The sequence below is a fragment of the Desulfovibrio inopinatus DSM 10711 genome (genome assembly GCF_000429305.1).
Lineage (GTDB): Bacteria > Desulfobacterota > Desulfovibrionia > Desulfovibrionales > Desulfovibrionaceae > Alteridesulfovibrio > Alteridesulfovibrio inopinatus.
Map to the genome: position 1 here is coordinate 386,413 of NZ_AUBP01000002.1, position 16,256 is coordinate 402,668.

The 16,256-nt window shown below is 48.4% G+C and carries 14 protein-coding genes; 6 read left to right on the top strand and 8 right to left on the bottom strand.

The annotated features are described in order from the left end of the window. Positions 1-483 precede the first annotated feature (483 nt). Together G451_RS0104040 and G451_RS0104045 are read left to right on the top strand one after the other, a co-directional pair. Complete coding sequence (locus G451_RS0104040; protein ID WP_027183252.1) at positions 484-1,116, top strand: class I SAM-dependent DNA methyltransferase; 633 nt, start codon at positions 484-486, stop codon at positions 1,114-1,116. After that, the gene (locus G451_RS0104045) at positions 1,113-1,742 is read left to right on the top strand and encodes a class I SAM-dependent DNA methyltransferase (RefSeq protein WP_027183253.1); all 630 of its coding nucleotides are present in this window, start codon (positions 1,113-1,115) and stop codon (positions 1,740-1,742) included. Before G451_RS0104040 ends, G451_RS0104045 begins: the two co-directional genes overlap by 4 nt. Positions 1,743-1,859: 117 nt before the next feature. On the opposite strand, the gene G451_RS0104050 is transcribed toward G451_RS0104045, so the two are convergent. Beyond that, complete coding sequence (locus G451_RS0104050; RefSeq protein ID WP_027183254.1) at positions 1,860-2,684, bottom strand: PhzF family phenazine biosynthesis protein; 825 nt, start codon at positions 2,682-2,684, stop codon at positions 1,860-1,862. A gap of 209 nt (positions 2,685-2,893) precedes the next feature. On the opposite strand from G451_RS0104050, the gene G451_RS0104055 reads away from it, so the two are divergent. Continuing rightward, on the top strand, positions 2,894-3,904 hold the full coding sequence (locus G451_RS0104055; protein WP_027183255.1) for a glycosyltransferase family protein: 1,011 nt from the start codon (positions 2,894-2,896) through the stop codon (positions 3,902-3,904). 81 nt (positions 3,905-3,985) lie between these two features. Here G451_RS0104055 and G451_RS0104060 read toward each other — a convergent pair whose 3' ends face one another. The 3 genes from G451_RS0104060 to G451_RS0104070 all read right to left on the bottom strand — a co-directional run bounded on the left by G451_RS0104060 (position 3,986) and on the right by G451_RS0104070 (position 6,211). Beyond that, positions 3,986-4,843, bottom strand: a complete 858-nt coding sequence (locus G451_RS0104060) for a tetratricopeptide repeat protein (RefSeq protein ID WP_027183256.1) — start codon at positions 4,841-4,843, stop codon at positions 3,986-3,988. Between the two features lie 173 nt (positions 4,844-5,016). Then, the gene (locus tag G451_RS0104065) at positions 5,017-5,328 is read right to left on the bottom strand and encodes an IscA/HesB family protein (RefSeq protein WP_027183257.1); all 312 of its coding nucleotides are present in this window, start codon (positions 5,326-5,328) and stop codon (positions 5,017-5,019) included. A gap of 547 nt (positions 5,329-5,875) precedes the next feature. Further along, positions 5,876-6,211 carry a tRNA-binding protein gene (locus G451_RS0104070; protein WP_027183258.1) on the bottom strand — a complete coding sequence of 112 codons (336 nt, stop codon included), beginning with the start codon at positions 6,209-6,211 and terminating at the stop codon, positions 5,876-5,878. 196 nt (positions 6,212-6,407) lie between these two features. Between G451_RS0104070 and G451_RS0104075 the strand changes: the two genes are divergently transcribed. Continuing rightward, positions 6,408-6,650: a hypothetical protein gene (locus G451_RS0104075; protein WP_027183259.1), complete on the top strand. Its 243-nt coding sequence runs from the start codon at positions 6,408-6,410 to the stop codon at positions 6,648-6,650. A gap of 283 nt (positions 6,651-6,933) precedes the next feature. Next, positions 6,934-8,652 (top strand): patatin-like phospholipase family protein, encoded by a 1,719-nt coding sequence (locus tag G451_RS0104080; RefSeq protein WP_027183260.1) that lies wholly within the window; start codon positions 6,934-6,936, stop codon positions 8,650-8,652. Positions 8,653-8,810: 158 nt separating this feature from the next. On the opposite strand, the gene ahcY is transcribed toward G451_RS0104080, so the two are convergent. Beyond that, positions 8,811-10,244: an adenosylhomocysteinase gene (ahcY, locus tag G451_RS0104085; protein WP_027183261.1), complete on the bottom strand. Its 1,434-nt coding sequence runs from the start codon at positions 10,242-10,244 to the stop codon at positions 8,811-8,813. Positions 10,245-10,370: 126 nt separating this feature from the next. Continuing rightward, positions 10,371-11,285, bottom strand: a complete 915-nt coding sequence (locus tag G451_RS0104090) for an ArsR/SmtB family transcription factor (RefSeq protein ID WP_027183262.1) — start codon at positions 11,283-11,285, stop codon at positions 10,371-10,373. 269 nt (positions 11,286-11,554) lie between these two features. Here G451_RS0104090 and G451_RS0104095 point away from each other — a divergent pair, with 269 nt between their 5' ends. Then, positions 11,555-13,741 (top strand): methyl-accepting chemotaxis protein, encoded by a 2,187-nt coding sequence (locus G451_RS0104095; RefSeq protein WP_027183263.1) that lies wholly within the window; start codon positions 11,555-11,557, stop codon positions 13,739-13,741. A 78-nt stretch (positions 13,742-13,819) separates the two neighbouring features. Here the strand turns inward: G451_RS0104095 and pgi are convergent, their stop codons facing one another. Further along, on the bottom strand, positions 13,820-15,457 hold the full coding sequence (pgi, locus tag G451_RS0104100) for a glucose-6-phosphate isomerase (RefSeq protein WP_027183264.1): 1,638 nt from the start codon (positions 15,455-15,457) through the stop codon (positions 13,820-13,822). Between the two features lie 160 nt (positions 15,458-15,617). Further along, on the bottom strand, positions 15,618-16,133 hold the full coding sequence (gene tpx, locus G451_RS0104105; protein WP_027183265.1) for a thiol peroxidase: 516 nt from the start codon (positions 16,131-16,133) through the stop codon (positions 15,618-15,620). Positions 16,134-16,256: the final 123 nt, after the last annotated feature.

Consider the following 16,256-nt stretch of genomic DNA (forward strand, 5'->3'; position numbering starts at 1 on the left):
GTTGGTTTTTTGTTTTTAGGAAAAAAAATTTCATTGAGAAAAAAATATGTCCGAGGAGATCGTGTTTAATGGGATTACCCGGGATTATTCCGGGTTGAAGCGGATAAGGAAGGATCTGCTGCCTCGTAAGTCATGTTGCTCCATATGATGTACGATGATGGAATATATCTTGTGTGTTCGTTAAATGTGTTTTTTATGTTACAGTGATAATTTTTTGTAATGCAAAATTTGAATTTGCAAATTTGACAATCGTATTTCTTTGTGCTTACCATTTGACCACTGCAAAGATATATTTGTCATTTTTCATTATTTGCACAAAAAAATATTATTATATCAATCACAACATTCAATAATTATGTTGTATTGTGTGTAATAGTATTATTATTGCATTTGATTTTTGATGTATGAAGTGGTGTTCATAGTATGAATATGCCGTTGCGGTGTTGTTTCATACTTTTATTGTCCTCTAACAAAGGAGTTGCTATGTCGCGTCATGATATTTGGGATGCTACATATGTTGCTAAAAATTCTGAAGAATTGAGCTGTGCCTATGATAAATGGGCATGCGATTATGATCGAGATACTTTGCATGGGATGGGCTATGTGGGGCCGGCTTTGGCTTGCAAAGTTCTGGATTCGTATTTGGAATCGCCTAAAAGCCGCGTTCTCGATGCCGGATGTGGAACAGGTCTTGTTGGGGAAAAGCTTGCGGAAATGGGATATGATCGTCTGGAAGCTTTGGATTATTGTGATTCCATGTTGGAGCAAGCCAAAGCTAAAGACGTGTATGGCCATCTGGTTCAAGGCGATATGAATGAATCGTTGAAATTCGCCGATAATAGTTATGATGCGACTATTTGTGTGGGCACTTTTACGTATGCCCACGTTGGACCACATGCCTTTGAGGAGTTCATTCGCATCACCAAGCCGAATGGCTACATTTGTTTTACTGTGCGCGATGGAGCGTATCAGGAGTATGACTATCGTAGCAAAATGGTGGAGCTTGAATCCAACGGAACATGGGAATTGCTCCAAATGCTTGATGAGGACTATCTCATCAAAGAAAAGGTCACCGCAAAATTTTGTATCTACAAAGTTCTTGGAGGCCAGGCATGAGTATCACGAAAACCGAGATTCTTAATAAAGTCTACACGGCCGATAACCATGGCGACCTCATGGACGCATATAAACTCTGGGCTGCCGACTACGACAAAGATACCGTCGAAAAATTCGGTTATGTCGCATTTCTTGGTGCAGCAAAAGCCATGGCTCGGTTTGTTGACGACCCCAATTTGCGCATTCTTGACGCCGGCTGTGGAACTGGCCTTGTTGGAGTCGCTTTGAAAGAGCGCAACTTCACTAATATGGATGCGCTTGATTATTCGAAAGAGATGCTTGATGAAGCCGCCAAGACCGGCGTTTACAAAGACCATATTCAAGCAGACCTGTGCAAGTCGCTTGATATGGAAAACGACCGATACGATGCTATCGTATGTGTAGGGACATTCACATACGGGCACGTTGGTCCTGATGCATTTGATGAGCTTGTTCGAGTCACCAAGCCCGGAGGCATTCTGTGTTTCACCATTCGCGATGGAGCTTATGAAGAACATAACTATCGCGAACGCATGCTTGCTCTGGAAAAAAACGGAACTTGGGAGCTTCTGGAGATGCGGGACGAACCGTACCTTGTTAAAGAAAACGCAAATTGCAAGCTCTGTACGTACCGCATCTCTGCCTAGTTAAGTATTGGCATTCATTTTTTTCTTCCCTATTCGAGGGGTGTTGAGAAATAACCCCAGTGGCAAGGGGGGAGGATTGGCATGACTCCCCCTTAGCCCCTCGAATCGATAAGACGATCAGACGTCGAATTCAATTTCTCCGCGCATAAAGGTCACAGCTTGACCGGCCATGGCAACTCTGCTGGATGTATCGCCCTGTGGTGACGGGAGGTATCGGCAAAGGAGGTCGCCGCCGCGTTTGGACTCTTGACGAGCACGCATATCGGTTTTGCCGAGTCGAGTGGACCAATAGGGGATGAGTGTTGAGTGGGCTGACCCCGTGACCGGGTCTTCTGGATCGCCACCACACTTGGGTGCAAAAAAGCGAGAAATGAAATCGATATCGTTCGTACCTGGAGCCGTGGCGATAACGCCGAGACAATCGAGAGCTGCCGTTGCGGTCATGTCCGGTGTGAGGGCCAGGATTTCGGCGGGATCATTGAAGACAACCATCCAGTCTCGCGTTGCATAGCCTTGCGTCGGCGTGGCCCCCAAAGCATGAGACACCGCGTCAAGCTCTTCTGCTGTCAGTGACCGGCCGATCCAGGCCGGAAAATCCATCCAAAAGAAATCACCTTCACGCTTAATGACGAGTGGGCCGCTTTGTGAAGCAAAAGTCACCGAAGGCCTCGTATATCCAAGTTGTGTGAAGAGAATATATGAGGATGCAAGCGTTGCATGACCACAGAGGTTGATTTCGAAAGCCGGTGTGAACCATCGAATGTGGCCTTGTCCATGTTCTTCGTCGATCGTGAAAAAAGCGGTTTCGGAAAGATTGTTTTCCGCTGCGATGGCTTGCATGACCTCATCAGGAAGCCAGTTGTCCAGGGGACAAATCGCAGCCGGGTTCCCGGAAAAGACGCGATTGGTGAACGCATCGACATGATATATTGTGAGCTTCATGGGATATCCTCTCGGTTCGTGTTTGGCGTTATGAACTGCACGCTCAAGCGTATTGTCGTGATGGGTATACTCTCGATAAACAAACGAATTGGTATTGTGTTTAGAGGATTTCTCTGTGATCTGTCCACGATATGAAGCATGCCAGGTGCTTGCTCAGGATTCTTCCTTTGGGTAGTGAGCGTGCAGTTCGTTCAAAGAAGGGTATGATTATGACCGCGTCGAGCCTTTCCCTTGTGTGGGTTGGGAATCCCTATTTCTCCAAGCTTCTCGCAAACCACGGGTTTACCGTCACCGTGATCCCTCGAGACGTTGTAGTCCTTTCGTATGCCGATATCGTCGAGGCTGCGTCTGGTCCTCCCGATGTCGTCGTCTATGGTGATTGTAGTGGACCGCCACCTCTCACCGATGTGGCCAATTTTCCTTGTCTGACGGTGTTTTTCTGCGTTGATAGCCATATTCATAGCTGGTACCCATTTTACGCACAGGCGTTTGACTTGCTTGTCCTCAATCTGAAAGACAATTTGCCGCAGTTTTTGGGAAAACGTCTTGCTCCGCAGGATTGTCTCTGGATGCCTCTGTATGCCAAATCGAGTGATCGGACGACTCCGGAACCGCAGACTACCGACCTGCTTTTTGTTGGGAAAGTCGACCCGGAAACGACGCCGATTCGGGCTACATTCTTGAAGCAATTGCGTGAGCTTGTCCCCGGACTTGTTGTGACACGGGGGAATTATCGGACATTGTATCCCAGCGCACGTATTGTGCTCAATATTGCTGAACGTGGAGACTTCAATTTTCGTGTCTTTGAGGCGATGGGGTGCGGATGTTGTCTGTTGACGCCGCATACAGGACATGGGCTGGATGAGCTGTTCGTGAATGGTCGAGACCTTCATTGCTACCGACAAAATGATGTTCATGATGCTGCAGCCGTTGCGGCTCGACTTCTCGAAGATGACGATTTGCGCGCGGCAACTGCTGCTCGTGCCGTCGCCGCTATTGACGCTGGGCACCGTGATACACACCGAGCCGCGAGTCTGGCTGAATATATCACGAAGGCACTTCAGGAGCCTCAACGTATCCAGAACAGACAAGCCCAGTCCGATCACATTCATAGCCTCTATCTGAAATTATTGTACCTCCATTTTGCGAACAGTATGACGAATGCAAATCTGCAAAAGATGTATCTTGAGGCGAGTCAGAACGAGAGAATGCGAGGATGACTGAGCCCCGTCGCGATGTGATGTGACGGGCGGATATTGTGAGAAACAGCGTTGTGTGGGAGCGTGAAGGTTCCGGCCTTGTTATTTCTTCGTCTTGGTCGCCTGCTTGGTTTGCAGATATTCCAGTCGCAGACGCACCGCTTTGGGGTTGGGGTGCGTCGTCAGGATGGAGTCATACAGCTCGACAGCTTGCGTGCGTTTGTCCATACGTTCATAGACCTGCGCTAGCGCAAAGATGGTCGCTGGTCGCAAACTGTGCTGTTGATCCAAGTCGTGCGCGAGTGAAGAAAAGAATTCAAGCGCTTCGTCATTATTGCCCATGAGGAATGCGGTGTGTCCTTGCTCAAGACGGCAAATGAACACTTCCTCTGGGTTCGGTGATTGTTCAATGCACCGTGAGAGCCAGGATTGCGCGTCATCATACCGTTCCATCCCCGCGTATAGGCGGGCCAATCGCAACATGACGTCACCACGTTCGGTTTTTGGGTTGTCCATGAGTTTGAGAAAGTCCTCCCATTCCTGGATGGCCTGTTCTGATTCTCCCATTCGAGCATGTAGCTCCCCGGCCCGATAATGCGCATCGGCCACAAGGGCTTTGTCTTCGGCGAATTCAAGACGCATTGCGCGAAGAATGCGCAAACCGCGAGAGGTGTCGCCGCGAACAGTGACAACGATATCATAAAGGCGATTCCACGCTTCCTTGCGGCCGATCGGGTCGCCCGATTCATCGAGATATTTTTCCAATAACGTTTCAGCGTGATAATACGCGCCCTCGACATATGCCCGGCGTGCTTCATTGAGCTGATTATTTTCTACCTTGGCGCTTTCGGTCTGGCAGCCGGTCAGAAGAGTGATACATAAAGCAAGAAGACAAAATACTTGGATGAAACGGACAAGCGTCATAACGCTCTTGTCTGTACCGCGTCGGCATGGAAACATAGCTCAAGTCCTTTTGTGTTGGGAAAACATAGGTAGCGGCAATTGGCGAACGACTCAAGGGGGGAGTGCCATGGGCTGGTTGGAAGCGACGTGATGAAGCCAATAAAAAAGGCCGAGACGTATCCCGGCCTTGAATGACATAATCGAGGTGTTTGGAGAAGGTGGAGTGTTGCTTAACCGCAGCTTGTGCAGGAGCCACAGCCACCAGTGCTCTTGGGGAATTCAATGGAGGAATTAATGTCAAATCCCATGGGGGAGATATCGATGGAAACGGGCTTGGCTTGTTCGAGCAATTCGCTTTCCATGATAAACGTGTAGCCGCTGGCTTCCACGGTGGTATCCTCGGGGCTGGCTGCTTCTTCAAGACGAAGGTGCAGGCCCATTCCGGAGCAACCACCGCCTACAAAAACACGGATGGGCATTTTTTCTTTGTCGGCAAAATATTCGTCAATACGTTCCTTGGCCTGATCGGTCATTGTGATCATTGGATAATACTCCCATTGATTGGCTATTTTTGTAATGAGGAAGTTATCAAGTAGGTCTGAGAAAACCGACTGTCAACGTTCTTTGAGAAATAAATTTGCCCTCGTATCGTATGACATGCTGAAAAAAGCCCTTGCTGTATATCTCTATCGCAAAATATAATTCGTTATTTTCGTGAGTTAATGTGTGCATAACGAGGGGATTACGAGCGTGTTGCTCCTTGGTTGCATGGTAAAAAATATATTCTAACGTGGCATGCATGGATGCTGTATGCAATTCCGTGTTGTCAGATGTGTGCAGAGACGTAGAAGCATGCTTCATTTTTTTATGTATTGTGAGTTATAGATAAAATCTATTGTTTTGATGCTTTTGTATGTGTCAATTAAATAAGTTTAGGGAAGGAATAAACGACATGTGCTGTGGCAATAGAGTTATATTTCCTTTTATTCTTGATGTTTTCAGGCAATGGAAAACATCAGCGTGCATGACCTAAACGTCGTCTCTGTCGTAAAGCTATTTATGAAGGCGATGTGTAGGACATGCGATGCTTTATCCAAGGCGTAAGCCATTTGGAACCGGTTTATCAGGAACGGCTAAAACAACACCGTCTTCTCGATAAAATCCCGTGACAAGACATTGGGACTTGATGGAACCAATTTGCTTGGGGGGGAAGTTGACTACACCAACAATTTGCCGGCCGATCAGTTCTTCAGGGGAGTAAAGGGCAGTGATACGAGCGCTGGACTTTCTGATACCCACGGGTTCGCCAAAATCGATGGTCAAAATATAGGCCGGTACGCGTGCTTTCGGGAGTGGTTCAGCCGTTAAAATAGTTCCGACGCGAATTTCTACACGTTCAAATTCATCCCAACTCAGGTCGTTCATGATTTCCCCATTCTTTTTGTATTAGGGTATTCAGATGATTACTAGTGATGTATGGTGGTGTCCAAAGGATGTCTATCAACGCCGTTTTCGTGTTTGTGATATGGAATGTCTCGAAGCGCAGACAAGACGTTCACGCAGGATAACGCGCAAGTACTGTACGTCGAATTTGCCAGAACCGCAAAAGAGGAGTTGAGTCATGAGCAAGACAATTTTGGATGACGTTGCGTATCAACGCGCTCTCGAATGGGCCCGAGAACTCGATGAACCGGGCTTTCCGAACAATTTTCCAGATGTCACACGGTATGTGGAATTGGCCGCTCAAAACGCCGACATTGATGTCGATGCATTCGACGCCGATGAAAATTTGTTTCATGCTTTACCGGAAGAATACGAATTGGCTTACCAACAGGTGAAATTGGAGCGACAGAAAAAGAGTTAGTATTCAGTGGCATTACAGGTGGTGTTGCATGTGGTATGCTGTATGGCCAGCAGAGTGATATGTCGCTCTGCTGGTTTTTTTTGTCATGCATGTAGGTAGTCCTCTTCTGTTATGTGTGTATGGCTTTTTGATGTGTTGACAAAGGATATTCTAAAAAGTAAATCTTGATAAGATGATGTATTTTATTCTATTTTGGTTTGGTATTTTTATGATGATATTTGTCAAGTTATTGCTGTCGTATCGAGTTTGGAATATCGTTTTTTTATGTGAAGGAGTGTGAGCCATGCCCTTTGCGAATACAGAGCCTTTTCGGCTTGCGGTGTGCATTAGCGGTGCTGTTTCCTTAGGAAGCTATGAAGCCGGCGTTCTCTACGAGATTGTTAATGCCATAGCGCGCCACAATGAGAGTGCGCATGTGCAAAAGAATCCTGAACAGCGTATTATTATTGATGTGATTACGGGCGCATCAGCCGGTGGCATGACAGCCGCTATTCTTGCACAAAAGCTCTTGTTTGAAAAAAGTGCACTCGTTGGTGCACATACAAACGATTTATATCGGGCATGGGTGGAAGAACCTGATATCACTCGCTTGCTTGCCGATTCTCCTGACGACGATCCTCGATATTCTTTATTATCTTCGTCGGCAGTCCATGAAATATCACGAAAACTCTTCTTGAGCCGATACGAGTATGGCGCTCGTCCTCAAAAGAAAGAGCGCCACCCGGCCTCGGATGGGACTTTGCATCTCGGCCTGGCCTTAGCGAATCTCAATGGGGTCGATTATCGGCGTGCCATGACGGATTTCACAGCCGTGACCGAGGACGGTCCCACGGATACAGACTTTATTTACACGCGTTTTCAAGATCGATTTACCCGCAAACTCGATGATTTGGACGATACAAAAGAGGCATGGGAACATATTCGACAGGCTGCCGTAGCCTCTGGGGCATTTCCCTTTGCGTTTCGCGTGTGTGGTGTTCAGCGAAACTGTACGGAAGAGGCATACGACGGGTCAGAGCCATTTTCTGCGGCAGGAGGGAAGTTTGCCTACCTTGATGGAGGAACCTTCCAAAATGAGCCGCTCGGTATGGCCAAACGATTCGTCAATGCAATTGATCCAACACGAAAAAACGATACGCGTCGGTTCTATCTCTATATCTCACCGCACAGCAAAAGTTCTGTACGTAAAGCCGCGTTTCATGACACGAATGCCACGTTCTTCCCGACAGCCGAGGCCTTGGTGAACGGTATCTACAATCAAGCTCGGTTTCAGGACTGGATCATGACGGACCGCTACAATGCCGAAGTCAAGTTGCTTGATAAACGAGCAGAAGAACTTAAGGCGCTTATGCAAGGGAAGAAGGAACAGATCGGTGAATTCGAGCATGTGGCTGATGTCATATTAAATGCATTATATAATGAAGATGGTCAATTGTCAGATGGTGAGAGGCGGGATGATGCGTGGACCCGGTTGCAACAGCAATATGGAAAAGAGTGGAGTTCACTGGCCGAAGATGGTGAAGACGTCCAACGTACATGGCTCAAGTCTGTTCTCGTGTTAGAAAAAGCCGCGAACCTTGGGGCACGTGATCGAATGAAAGTCTACTGCATCACAGCAGAAGATCAGGAACTTGCCGGTGATAAGATGGTGTCGTTTATGGGATTCTTTGACATCAAATTTCGGCATTTCGACTATGAAGTTGGTCGCGAAAAAGCCCGTGAATGCCTTAAAGGGCTCATGAAGCCCGCGAATTCTTCTGATGAGCTTCCGTTAACTGCACTGTCTTTCGAGAATGATATCGCTAAAGGACCAGACATATCCGGAGCACGTGTGACCGACATCCCGCGGGCGCTCCGGAGTAATTTGAAATCCCATATTATGGCCCGTGTCGATGTACTTATCAGTGAAGCCGTTGACTCGTGGATTGGAAGAGTTCTGTTTAAGAACATAATAAAATCGTTCTGGTTGTCGAAAAAGATTGATGAATGGCTGGGGTTGTGAAGTATTTATCTCCTTTAAGAGGGCCTGTAGTCATTTTCTCTAGGGAGAAGAATTGAAAAGCAATATCGAATAATCAGTGAAGTCTATTCGCAGTAAAAAAACGCCCCGAATGACGTTTGTCATCCGGGGCGATTGTGTTTCCGTCTGCTCGAATAGGATTAGTAGCGGTAGTGATCAGGCTTGAAGGGGCCTTCTTTGGGGATACCGAGGTAGGTGGCCTGCTTTTCGGTCAGGGTGTCGAGTTGGACGCCCAGACGTTGCAGGTGGAGACGGGCGACTTCTTCGTCGAGCTTTTTGGGCAGGACGTAAACGCCGGGCTCGTATTTCTTGGTGGCCAATTCAATCTGCGCCAAGCTCTGGTTGGTGAAGCTGTTGGACATAACAAAGCTCGGGTGGCCCGTGGCGCAGCCGAGGTTGACCAGACGGCCTTCGGCCAGAATGATGATGGAACGACCCGATTTGATGGTCCACTTGTCGACTTGCGGCTTGACGGTTTCTTTGGTGCAGCCTTCGGTCGTTTCGAGGTAGTGCATGTCTACTTCGCTGTCGAAGTGACCGATGTTGCAGACAATGGCTTCGTTTTTCATCATTTCCATGTGAGCACCGGTAACGACATCGCAGTTGCCTGTGGTGGTGATGAAAATGTCGCCGAGTTTGGCCGCGTCGTCCATCTTCATGACTTCAAAGCCTTCCATGGAGGCCTGCAGGGCGCAGATGGGATCGATTTCCGTTACGATAACACGGGCACCAAAACCTTTCATGGACTGGGCGCTGCCTTTACCGACGTCGCCATAACCAGCCACGACGGCAACTTTACCGGCAATCATGATATCGGTCGCACGTTTGATTCCGTCGGCCAGCGACTCGCGGCAGCCGTACAAGTTGTCGAATTTGGATTTGGTGACCGAGTCGTTGACGTTGATAGCCGGGAAGAGCAGCGTGCCTTCCTTGTGCATCTGATAAAGGCGATGGACGCCGGTGGTGGTTTCTTCGGAAACACCGCGGCAGACGTCGGCAATCTTGGTCCATTTGTCGGGAGTTTCGGCAACCGAATCGGCCAGGCGATTCATGATAATTTGGAATTCCTTGTTGTCCACGGGGGTGGAGAGCAGGGAAGTATCTTTTTCGCATTTGACACCGTGGTGAATAAGCAGCGTGGCGTCACCGCCGTCGTCAACGATGAGGTCAGGACCGGAACCATCGGGCCAGGTCAGAGCCATTTCCGTACACCACCAGTACTCTTCCAACGTTTCGCCCTTCCAGGCAAAAACGGCGGCCGTTCCAGCAGCGGCAATAGCGGCCGCGGCGTGATCCTGCGTCGAATAAATATTACACGAAGCCCAGCGGATGTCGGCACCGAGTTCATACAGTGTCTCAATCAGCATGGCTGTCTGGATAGTCATGTGCAACGAGCCGGTAACCTTGAGGCCTTTCAAAGGCTTTTCCGGGCCGTATTTGGCACGAACGGCCATAAGACCGGGCATCTCGTTTTCGGAAAGTTGCATTTCCTTGCGTCCCCAGTCTGCCAGGCTCATATCGGCAACTTTGTTTTTAAGGGACAGGTCAAGGGCGGGTGTTTTGCGTTCGCTCATAATTGGTTCTCCCTGAAGTTTCGGGTTTGCAGTCTCGTAGAAAACATTTTTTGTGTTGTGAGAGAACACACACTGTACGGCGCGTGTGCGTTGGTTTTCACGGATTCCGAGAAGAGGTTCAGCGCCTTATTTTGCTTTTTCAGCAAGGTACAGGCCGACCTTCATCCCTCGGTTGGCTGAAAATGCGGCTGTTTCTCGCGTGTAAAAACCGGCGGACGAAAGCCAGCTTTGCATGTCTTCGTCGGTGAAGCCAAGCCAGCGATCTCCAAATTTGGAGCGCATAAATTCATTTTCATGTTTACGAAATTCAACAACAACGAGTTGTCCACCCTGTGCTAAGACTCGCCATGCTTCGCGAAGTCCTTCCGATGGTTTGGGTAAGTGATGTAAAACAAGGCTGATGACGATGAAATCGGCTTCAGCATCGCGCAACGGTAGGTGCTCAAGCGATCCCATGCGGAGACTCGCCAGCTCTGTATGGAGACGCTTTTCCGCGAGTTCGAGCATTTTGGGAGACGAATCCACCCCGATGACCGTATTGGCTTTCGTCATGAGTGCTTCAAGTAATTCTCCCGTACCGCAACCAAGATCTGCCGCAACCTGACAAGGAGACGGCATGCGAGACAGAACCTCGTCTGCAATGGTGAGATCACCTAGAACTTGCTGTGATAGCTTGGACCAATCGGCCGCAATGTTATTGAAAAATTGTTTGATGCGTTGCGCGCGTTCACGCATGACTTCTTCGGCTCGGCGAAGGTCGTCGCGCAAGGCATCCTCTTCCCGCATAAGGTAGCTGACGGCGTTGATAAATTCACGTCCGGGCCCATCCTCAACGGCGCGGTAAAAAACCCACAATCCATCACGACGATGCTCAACAAGATCCGCTTCGGCCAGAATTTTAAGATGGCGTGAAACGCGTGATTGCCCCATCTCAAGGACCGTAACGATTTCTCCCACGGACAACTCATGGTTGACCAGAAGGTGGAGAAGACGAAGACGTGTCTCGTCGGCAAGTGCTTTAAAGTAGGTAATCGCTTTCATGTATTTAAATATCAAGATATCTTGATGTATAGAATTACGAAAACTGGAGGTTGCTGTCAAGGGGGGATTCCCAGAATTGAGTAAAACTTCGTTCCGTCATGGATATGAAACGTATAGAGTTTATTTTGAATAAATTTGTTGAGAGAAATGAATCTGACATCTTGTACGACAGATGTTTTGTGTGTAATAAAAAAAATAGTGTACTTTTTTTATTCTAATAAAAGAGTACTATCAACAGAGAGTAACGTTTGTAACAGAGAGGAAGAAGAATGAAGATGACATCGGTGCGATTCAAAATTACGATGTGGTCTGGCATAAGCATAGTTGCTATGCTTCTTGTTATTTCATTATATCTTCTATATGCATTGCGACAGCAGGCATTAGATACAGCAATTGAATCTATCAAGGCGAGTTCGGTTCAGCAAGCTTCAATTGTTCAAAATGATTTCGACAAAGGGATAAATACAGCACGAACTGTCGCAAGCATATTTGATGGCATGCTTGATAAAAATGATGACACTTCAAGAAAATTAGCCATAGATATGATGAAGTTTGTTCTGGAAAGGCAAACAAGCATTCTTGGAATATGGACGGTATGGGAACGAAATGCGTTCGATGGCAAGGACGAAGTATGGAAAAATAAACCAGGGCATGATGCCACAGGAAGATTTATATCGTACTGGAATCGCGTTGGTGGATTACATGTGGAGCCGTGCAATACATATGAAGACGCTAACCCGGACAGTGGATGGTATACCAATCCACGTAATACGGGCAATGCGTTGGTTATCGATCCATTTGTCTATGATATTGGCGGTAAACAAACAATGGTGGTCAGTTTGTCCGTTCCCGTCCCAACACGCAAAAATAATCGGGCCTTAGGTGTTGTTGGGGTCGACCTTGATGGAAGTTTTCTTCAAGGACTCGTCGATAATGTCCAAGTGTTGGGCATACAACCAGAGTTAGCTCTTGTCAGCGAATCAGGAATAATAGCTGCCGTGACAGGGAGACCTCATTTAGCTGGAAAACCCCTTGATGAGTATCTTGAAGCTGAGGGGGGTGAATTGAAGCATTATACTATTAGTGCGGATATGAAGATGGAGGTAAAGTCTTATGGTGACGAATTGTATGTCTCAATGCCCATCCGATTTTCCAGTTCGCCGACCGTATGGATGCTGCTTATCAAAGTGCCGAAATCGGCTGTCTTTGCCAAATCAACAACAACGGTTTGGCACGCGATCGGCATAGTGGCCGTGAGCCTGTTTGTTGCGTTGGTCTGTCTTTACGTGCTCTCCGGCTTCATCTCTAAGCCGATAGAGAAAACTGCTTTTGCGATTGATCGTGTGGCTTCCGGTGACCTGGATGTAATGCTTTCTCCAAAAGGGCATGACGAAATCGCGGTGATGCAGGCCGCACTGAATGGTATGGTAGAGAAGCTGAAATCCAATATTACCGAGATCGAAAATCAATGTCGAGTTGCCGAAAAGCGGACAGAACAAGCTGAAGAAGCACGAATACAAGCGCAAGACGCCTTGGAACAAGCGGCGGTGGCTCGAAAGGAAGGGCTTGCATATGCTGCCGATCAGCTTGATGGAGTGACCGCAGTGGTGTCTTCTGCGGCCTCGGAATTGTCTTCGCAAATCGAAGAATCGAGCCGGGGGGCAGAAGTCCAGGCTGATCGTGTGGGACAGACCGCGACTGCAATGGAGCAAATGACCGCCTCGGTGCTTGAAATTGCCAAGAATGCCGAAACCACAGCCCAGAATGCTGAAGAAAGCCGTAAGGCGGCGCAAAAAGGTGCGGAACTGGTCGCTGAGGTTAAGACAGACGTCGAGGATATTCATACTCGGTTCAATGGAGTGTATGAAGCGGTCTCAGATTTATCGCGTAAAGCTGACGCTATTGGTTCCATTGCCCAGACCATTGACGATATTGCCGACCAGACCAACCTTCTTGCCTTAAACGCAGCAATTGAGGCGGCGCGTGCCGGTGAAGCGGGTCGAGGGTTTGCCGTTGTCGCCGATGAAGTCCGTAAACTTGCAGAAAAAACGATGCTTGCAACCAAAGAAGTCAGCCAATCGGTCTCTGCTATACAAAAGGGAGTGAATGGAACGCTTGAAGGCATGGATATAGCCAAGCATACGATTGAAAAATCGCGGACCGAAGCCATTGAGGCTGAAGCGTCTATCAGTGCTATTTTGCGTGGTTCTGAAGAATCAGCAGATCAGATTCGGACCATTGCCACGGCTGCCGAGGAACAATCATCGACGACCGAGGAAATAAACCGCTCCATTGATGAAATTAACATTATTTCCAGTGAAACTGCCCGCGCTATGAATGAAGCCGCACGAGCGATTGCAGAGCTCAATGATCAAACCGAAGTAATGCATCGCCTCGTTAATCAACTTAAAGCCGAAGCACAGGAAGGCGAGGGACCGCGAGCGATTTCCATTTAGCCGTCGTGTCACAATATCATCAACAGTATGGCCCTCCGTCGATACGAAGGGCCATACTCGTTTCATACTGATCAATCACTATCGCATGGTCTTGAAGGCATTGATGAGACCATTGGTCGAGCTGTCATGGCTTGTAACGGGCGTGTCATCGAGAAGTTCGCCTTGGATGTCGATGGCCAGTTTTTTGCCGAGTTCCACACCCATCTGGTCGAATGAGTTGATGTTCCAGATGATGCCTTGCGTGAAGATTTTGTGTTCGTACAGGGCAATGAGCTTTCCAAGCGTATTCGGCGTCAATTTTTCAAAAAGAATCGAATTGGTCGGTCGGTTACCTGGAAAGGTTTTTGCCTTGGCCAAACGATCGAGTTCTTCCCCGGTAATGCCTTTGGCCGAAAGTTCTTGCTTGGCTTCTTCTTCGGTTTTGCCTTTCATGAGGGCTTCAGTTTGGGCAAGGAAGTTGGAAACAAGCAGGCGATGGTGGTCACCAAGTGGGTTCAAGCTCTTGGCAGGGACAATGAAGTCGCATGGAATAAGCTTCGTTCCCTGGTGGATGAGCTGATAAAAGGCATGCTGTCCGTTCGTGCCGGGTTCGCCCCAGATGATGGGACCGGTAGAGTAGTCTACAAACACACCGTCTTTGGTCACGCCTTTGCCGTTGCTCTCCATATCACCCTGTTGGAAATACGCGGGAAATCGGTGGAGGTATTGGTCATAAGGCAAGATGGCCTGTGATTGTGCACCGAAGAGATTATTGTACCATACACCGAGCAACCCCATGATAACCGGGATATTACGTTCAAGGGGAGTGGTGCGGAAATGGTTGTCCACGGCATGCGCCCCGGCAAGGAGTTCTTTGAAGTTCTCCATCCCGATAGCCAGGGCAATGGACAAACCAATCGCGGACCACAAAGAATAGCGCCCGCCGACCCAATCCCAAAACTCGAACATGTTCTGCGTGTCGATGCCGAATTCAGCGACTTTTTCCGTATTGGTGGACAAGGCCACAAAATGCCGGGCGATAGCAGCGTTGTCGTGGAGCGATTCAAGCAACCAGGCTCGTGCCGTGGCCGCATTGGTCATGGTTTCCTGTGTGGTGAATGTTTTGGAAGCGATAATGAACAGTGTCGTTTCAGGATCAAGGTGTTTCGCCGTTTCGGCAAAATGCGTCCCATCGACATTGGAAACGAAATGCGTTTTCAGGTTTCCGCAGTAATGTGCCAGCGCCTGGGTTGCCATGACAGGGCCGAGATCAGAACCGCCGATACCGATGTTGACGACATCGGTGATGGATTTGCCGGTATATCCTTTCCACGCTCCTGAACGGACCTGTTCTGTAAATCGTTCCATTTTGTCCAGCACCGCGTTGACCGCAGGCATGACATCCTCGCCGTCAACCATGATGGGAGTATTGGAACGATTGCGCAACGCGATATGCAAAACGGCCCGGTTTTCTGTGACATTGATTTTTTTACCTGAAAACATGGCTTCAATCATGTCGGGTACACCGCGTTCTTGGGCGAGTGCACATAATTTTTCCATGGTTTCGGCGGTAATCCGGTTTTTGGAATAATCGAAGATAATGTCGTCCAGTTGCAGGGAAAACGCATCGAATCGGCCTGTATCTTCGGCGAACAGGTCACGCATACGAACGTTTTTTATTTCTTCATAATGCGCCAGAAGCGCTTTCCAAGCCCCAGACTCGGTCAATGTCGACATGCGTCGCTCCTTTTGTAGTGCGGTGGGAGATGCCTCATGCGTGCAGAACAGCCCTCGATCCCTTTTTCAAAAAACTTTCGCGACAAGCAGAAGGGATAGAGGTCAGGGAAAGCAAGAAGTGGAAGGGGAACTTCCACTTCTTGCTCTGTATATATCGCCCTTAGGCGATTTTTTTCACAGCTTCCAAGGCAGCATCATAGTTGGGTTCGTTGGTAATTTCGGGAACAACTTCAATGTATGCGATGGTTCCTTCGCGATCGACAACGAAGACGGCACGGGTGAGCAGTCGGAGTTCTTTGATAAGAACGCCATACGCTTCACCAAAAGCCGCGTCTTTGTGGTCGGATACGGTTTTGACCTTGTCGATACCGGCAGCAGCACACCAACGCGCTTGGGCAAACGGCAGGTCCATGCTGACTGTCAAAATGGCAATGTCATCTGAGAGGTTGGCCGCTTCCTGATTGAAGCGGCGGGTTTCCATATCGCAAACCGGGGTATCAAGAGACGGAACAGCCGAAAGAATGAGAGGTTTGCCAATGTAATCGGCCAGGTTCACCGGGCTCAGGTCGTTACCAAGCAGTGTGACTGCCGGCGCTTTGTCTCCAACCTTGACGGGGGTTCCCAAAAGAGTCAGTTCGTTACCTTGAAAGGTGATGATGCCTTTACGTTCGCTCATGAGATTCTCCTTTTTCGCATAATGCGCCGTAGCGATGCCGGCGGCATGTTTTTTCATGCTTATCTGGATATGCCTGTTCGTCGCTTTCGGTCAAGCCGTTTCATAAAACCTTTTCGTAACAAA

Bases quoted from the DNA above. Each gene is read 5' to 3' on its own strand.
- G451_RS0104055 (WP_027183255.1), top strand. From the start codon at position 2,894: ATGACCGCGTCGAGCCTTTCCCTTGTGTGGGTTGGGAATCCCTATTTC.
- G451_RS0104040 (WP_027183252.1), top strand. From the start codon at position 484: ATGTCGCGTCATGATATTTGGGATGCTACATATGTTGCTAAAAATTCT.
- G451_RS0104075 (WP_027183259.1), top strand. From the start codon at position 6,408: ATGAGCAAGACAATTTTGGATGACGTTGCGTATCAACGCGCTCTCGAA.
- G451_RS0104065 (WP_027183257.1), bottom strand. From the start codon at position 5,328: ATGATCACAATGACCGATCAGGCCAAGGAACGTATTGACGAATATTTT.
- G451_RS0104060 (WP_027183256.1), bottom strand. From the start codon at position 4,843: ATGTTTCCATGCCGACGCGGTACAGACAAGAGCGTTATGACGCTTGTC.
- ahcY (WP_027183261.1), bottom strand. From the start codon at position 10,244: ATGAGCGAACGCAAAACACCCGCCCTTGACCTGTCCCTTAAAAACAAA.
- G451_RS0104090 (WP_027183262.1), bottom strand. From the start codon at position 11,285: ATGAAAGCGATTACCTACTTTAAAGCACTTGCCGACGAGACACGTCTT.
- G451_RS0104050 (WP_027183254.1), bottom strand. From the start codon at position 2,684: ATGAAGCTCACAATATATCATGTCGATGCGTTCACCAATCGCGTCTTT.
- G451_RS0104045 (WP_027183253.1), top strand. From the start codon at position 1,113: ATGAGTATCACGAAAACCGAGATTCTTAATAAAGTCTACACGGCCGAT.
- G451_RS0104070 (WP_027183258.1), bottom strand. From the start codon at position 6,211: ATGAACGACCTGAGTTGGGATGAATTTGAACGTGTAGAAATTCGCGTC.
- tpx (WP_027183265.1), bottom strand. From the start codon at position 16,133: ATGAGCGAACGTAAAGGCATCATCACCTTTCAAGGTAACGAACTGACT.
- G451_RS0104080 (WP_027183260.1), top strand. From the start codon at position 6,934: ATGCCCTTTGCGAATACAGAGCCTTTTCGGCTTGCGGTGTGCATTAGC.
- pgi (WP_027183264.1), bottom strand. From the start codon at position 15,457: ATGTCGACATTGACCGAGTCTGGGGCTTGGAAAGCGCTTCTGGCGCAT.
- G451_RS0104095 (WP_027183263.1), top strand. From the start codon at position 11,555: ATGAAGATGACATCGGTGCGATTCAAAATTACGATGTGGTCTGGCATA.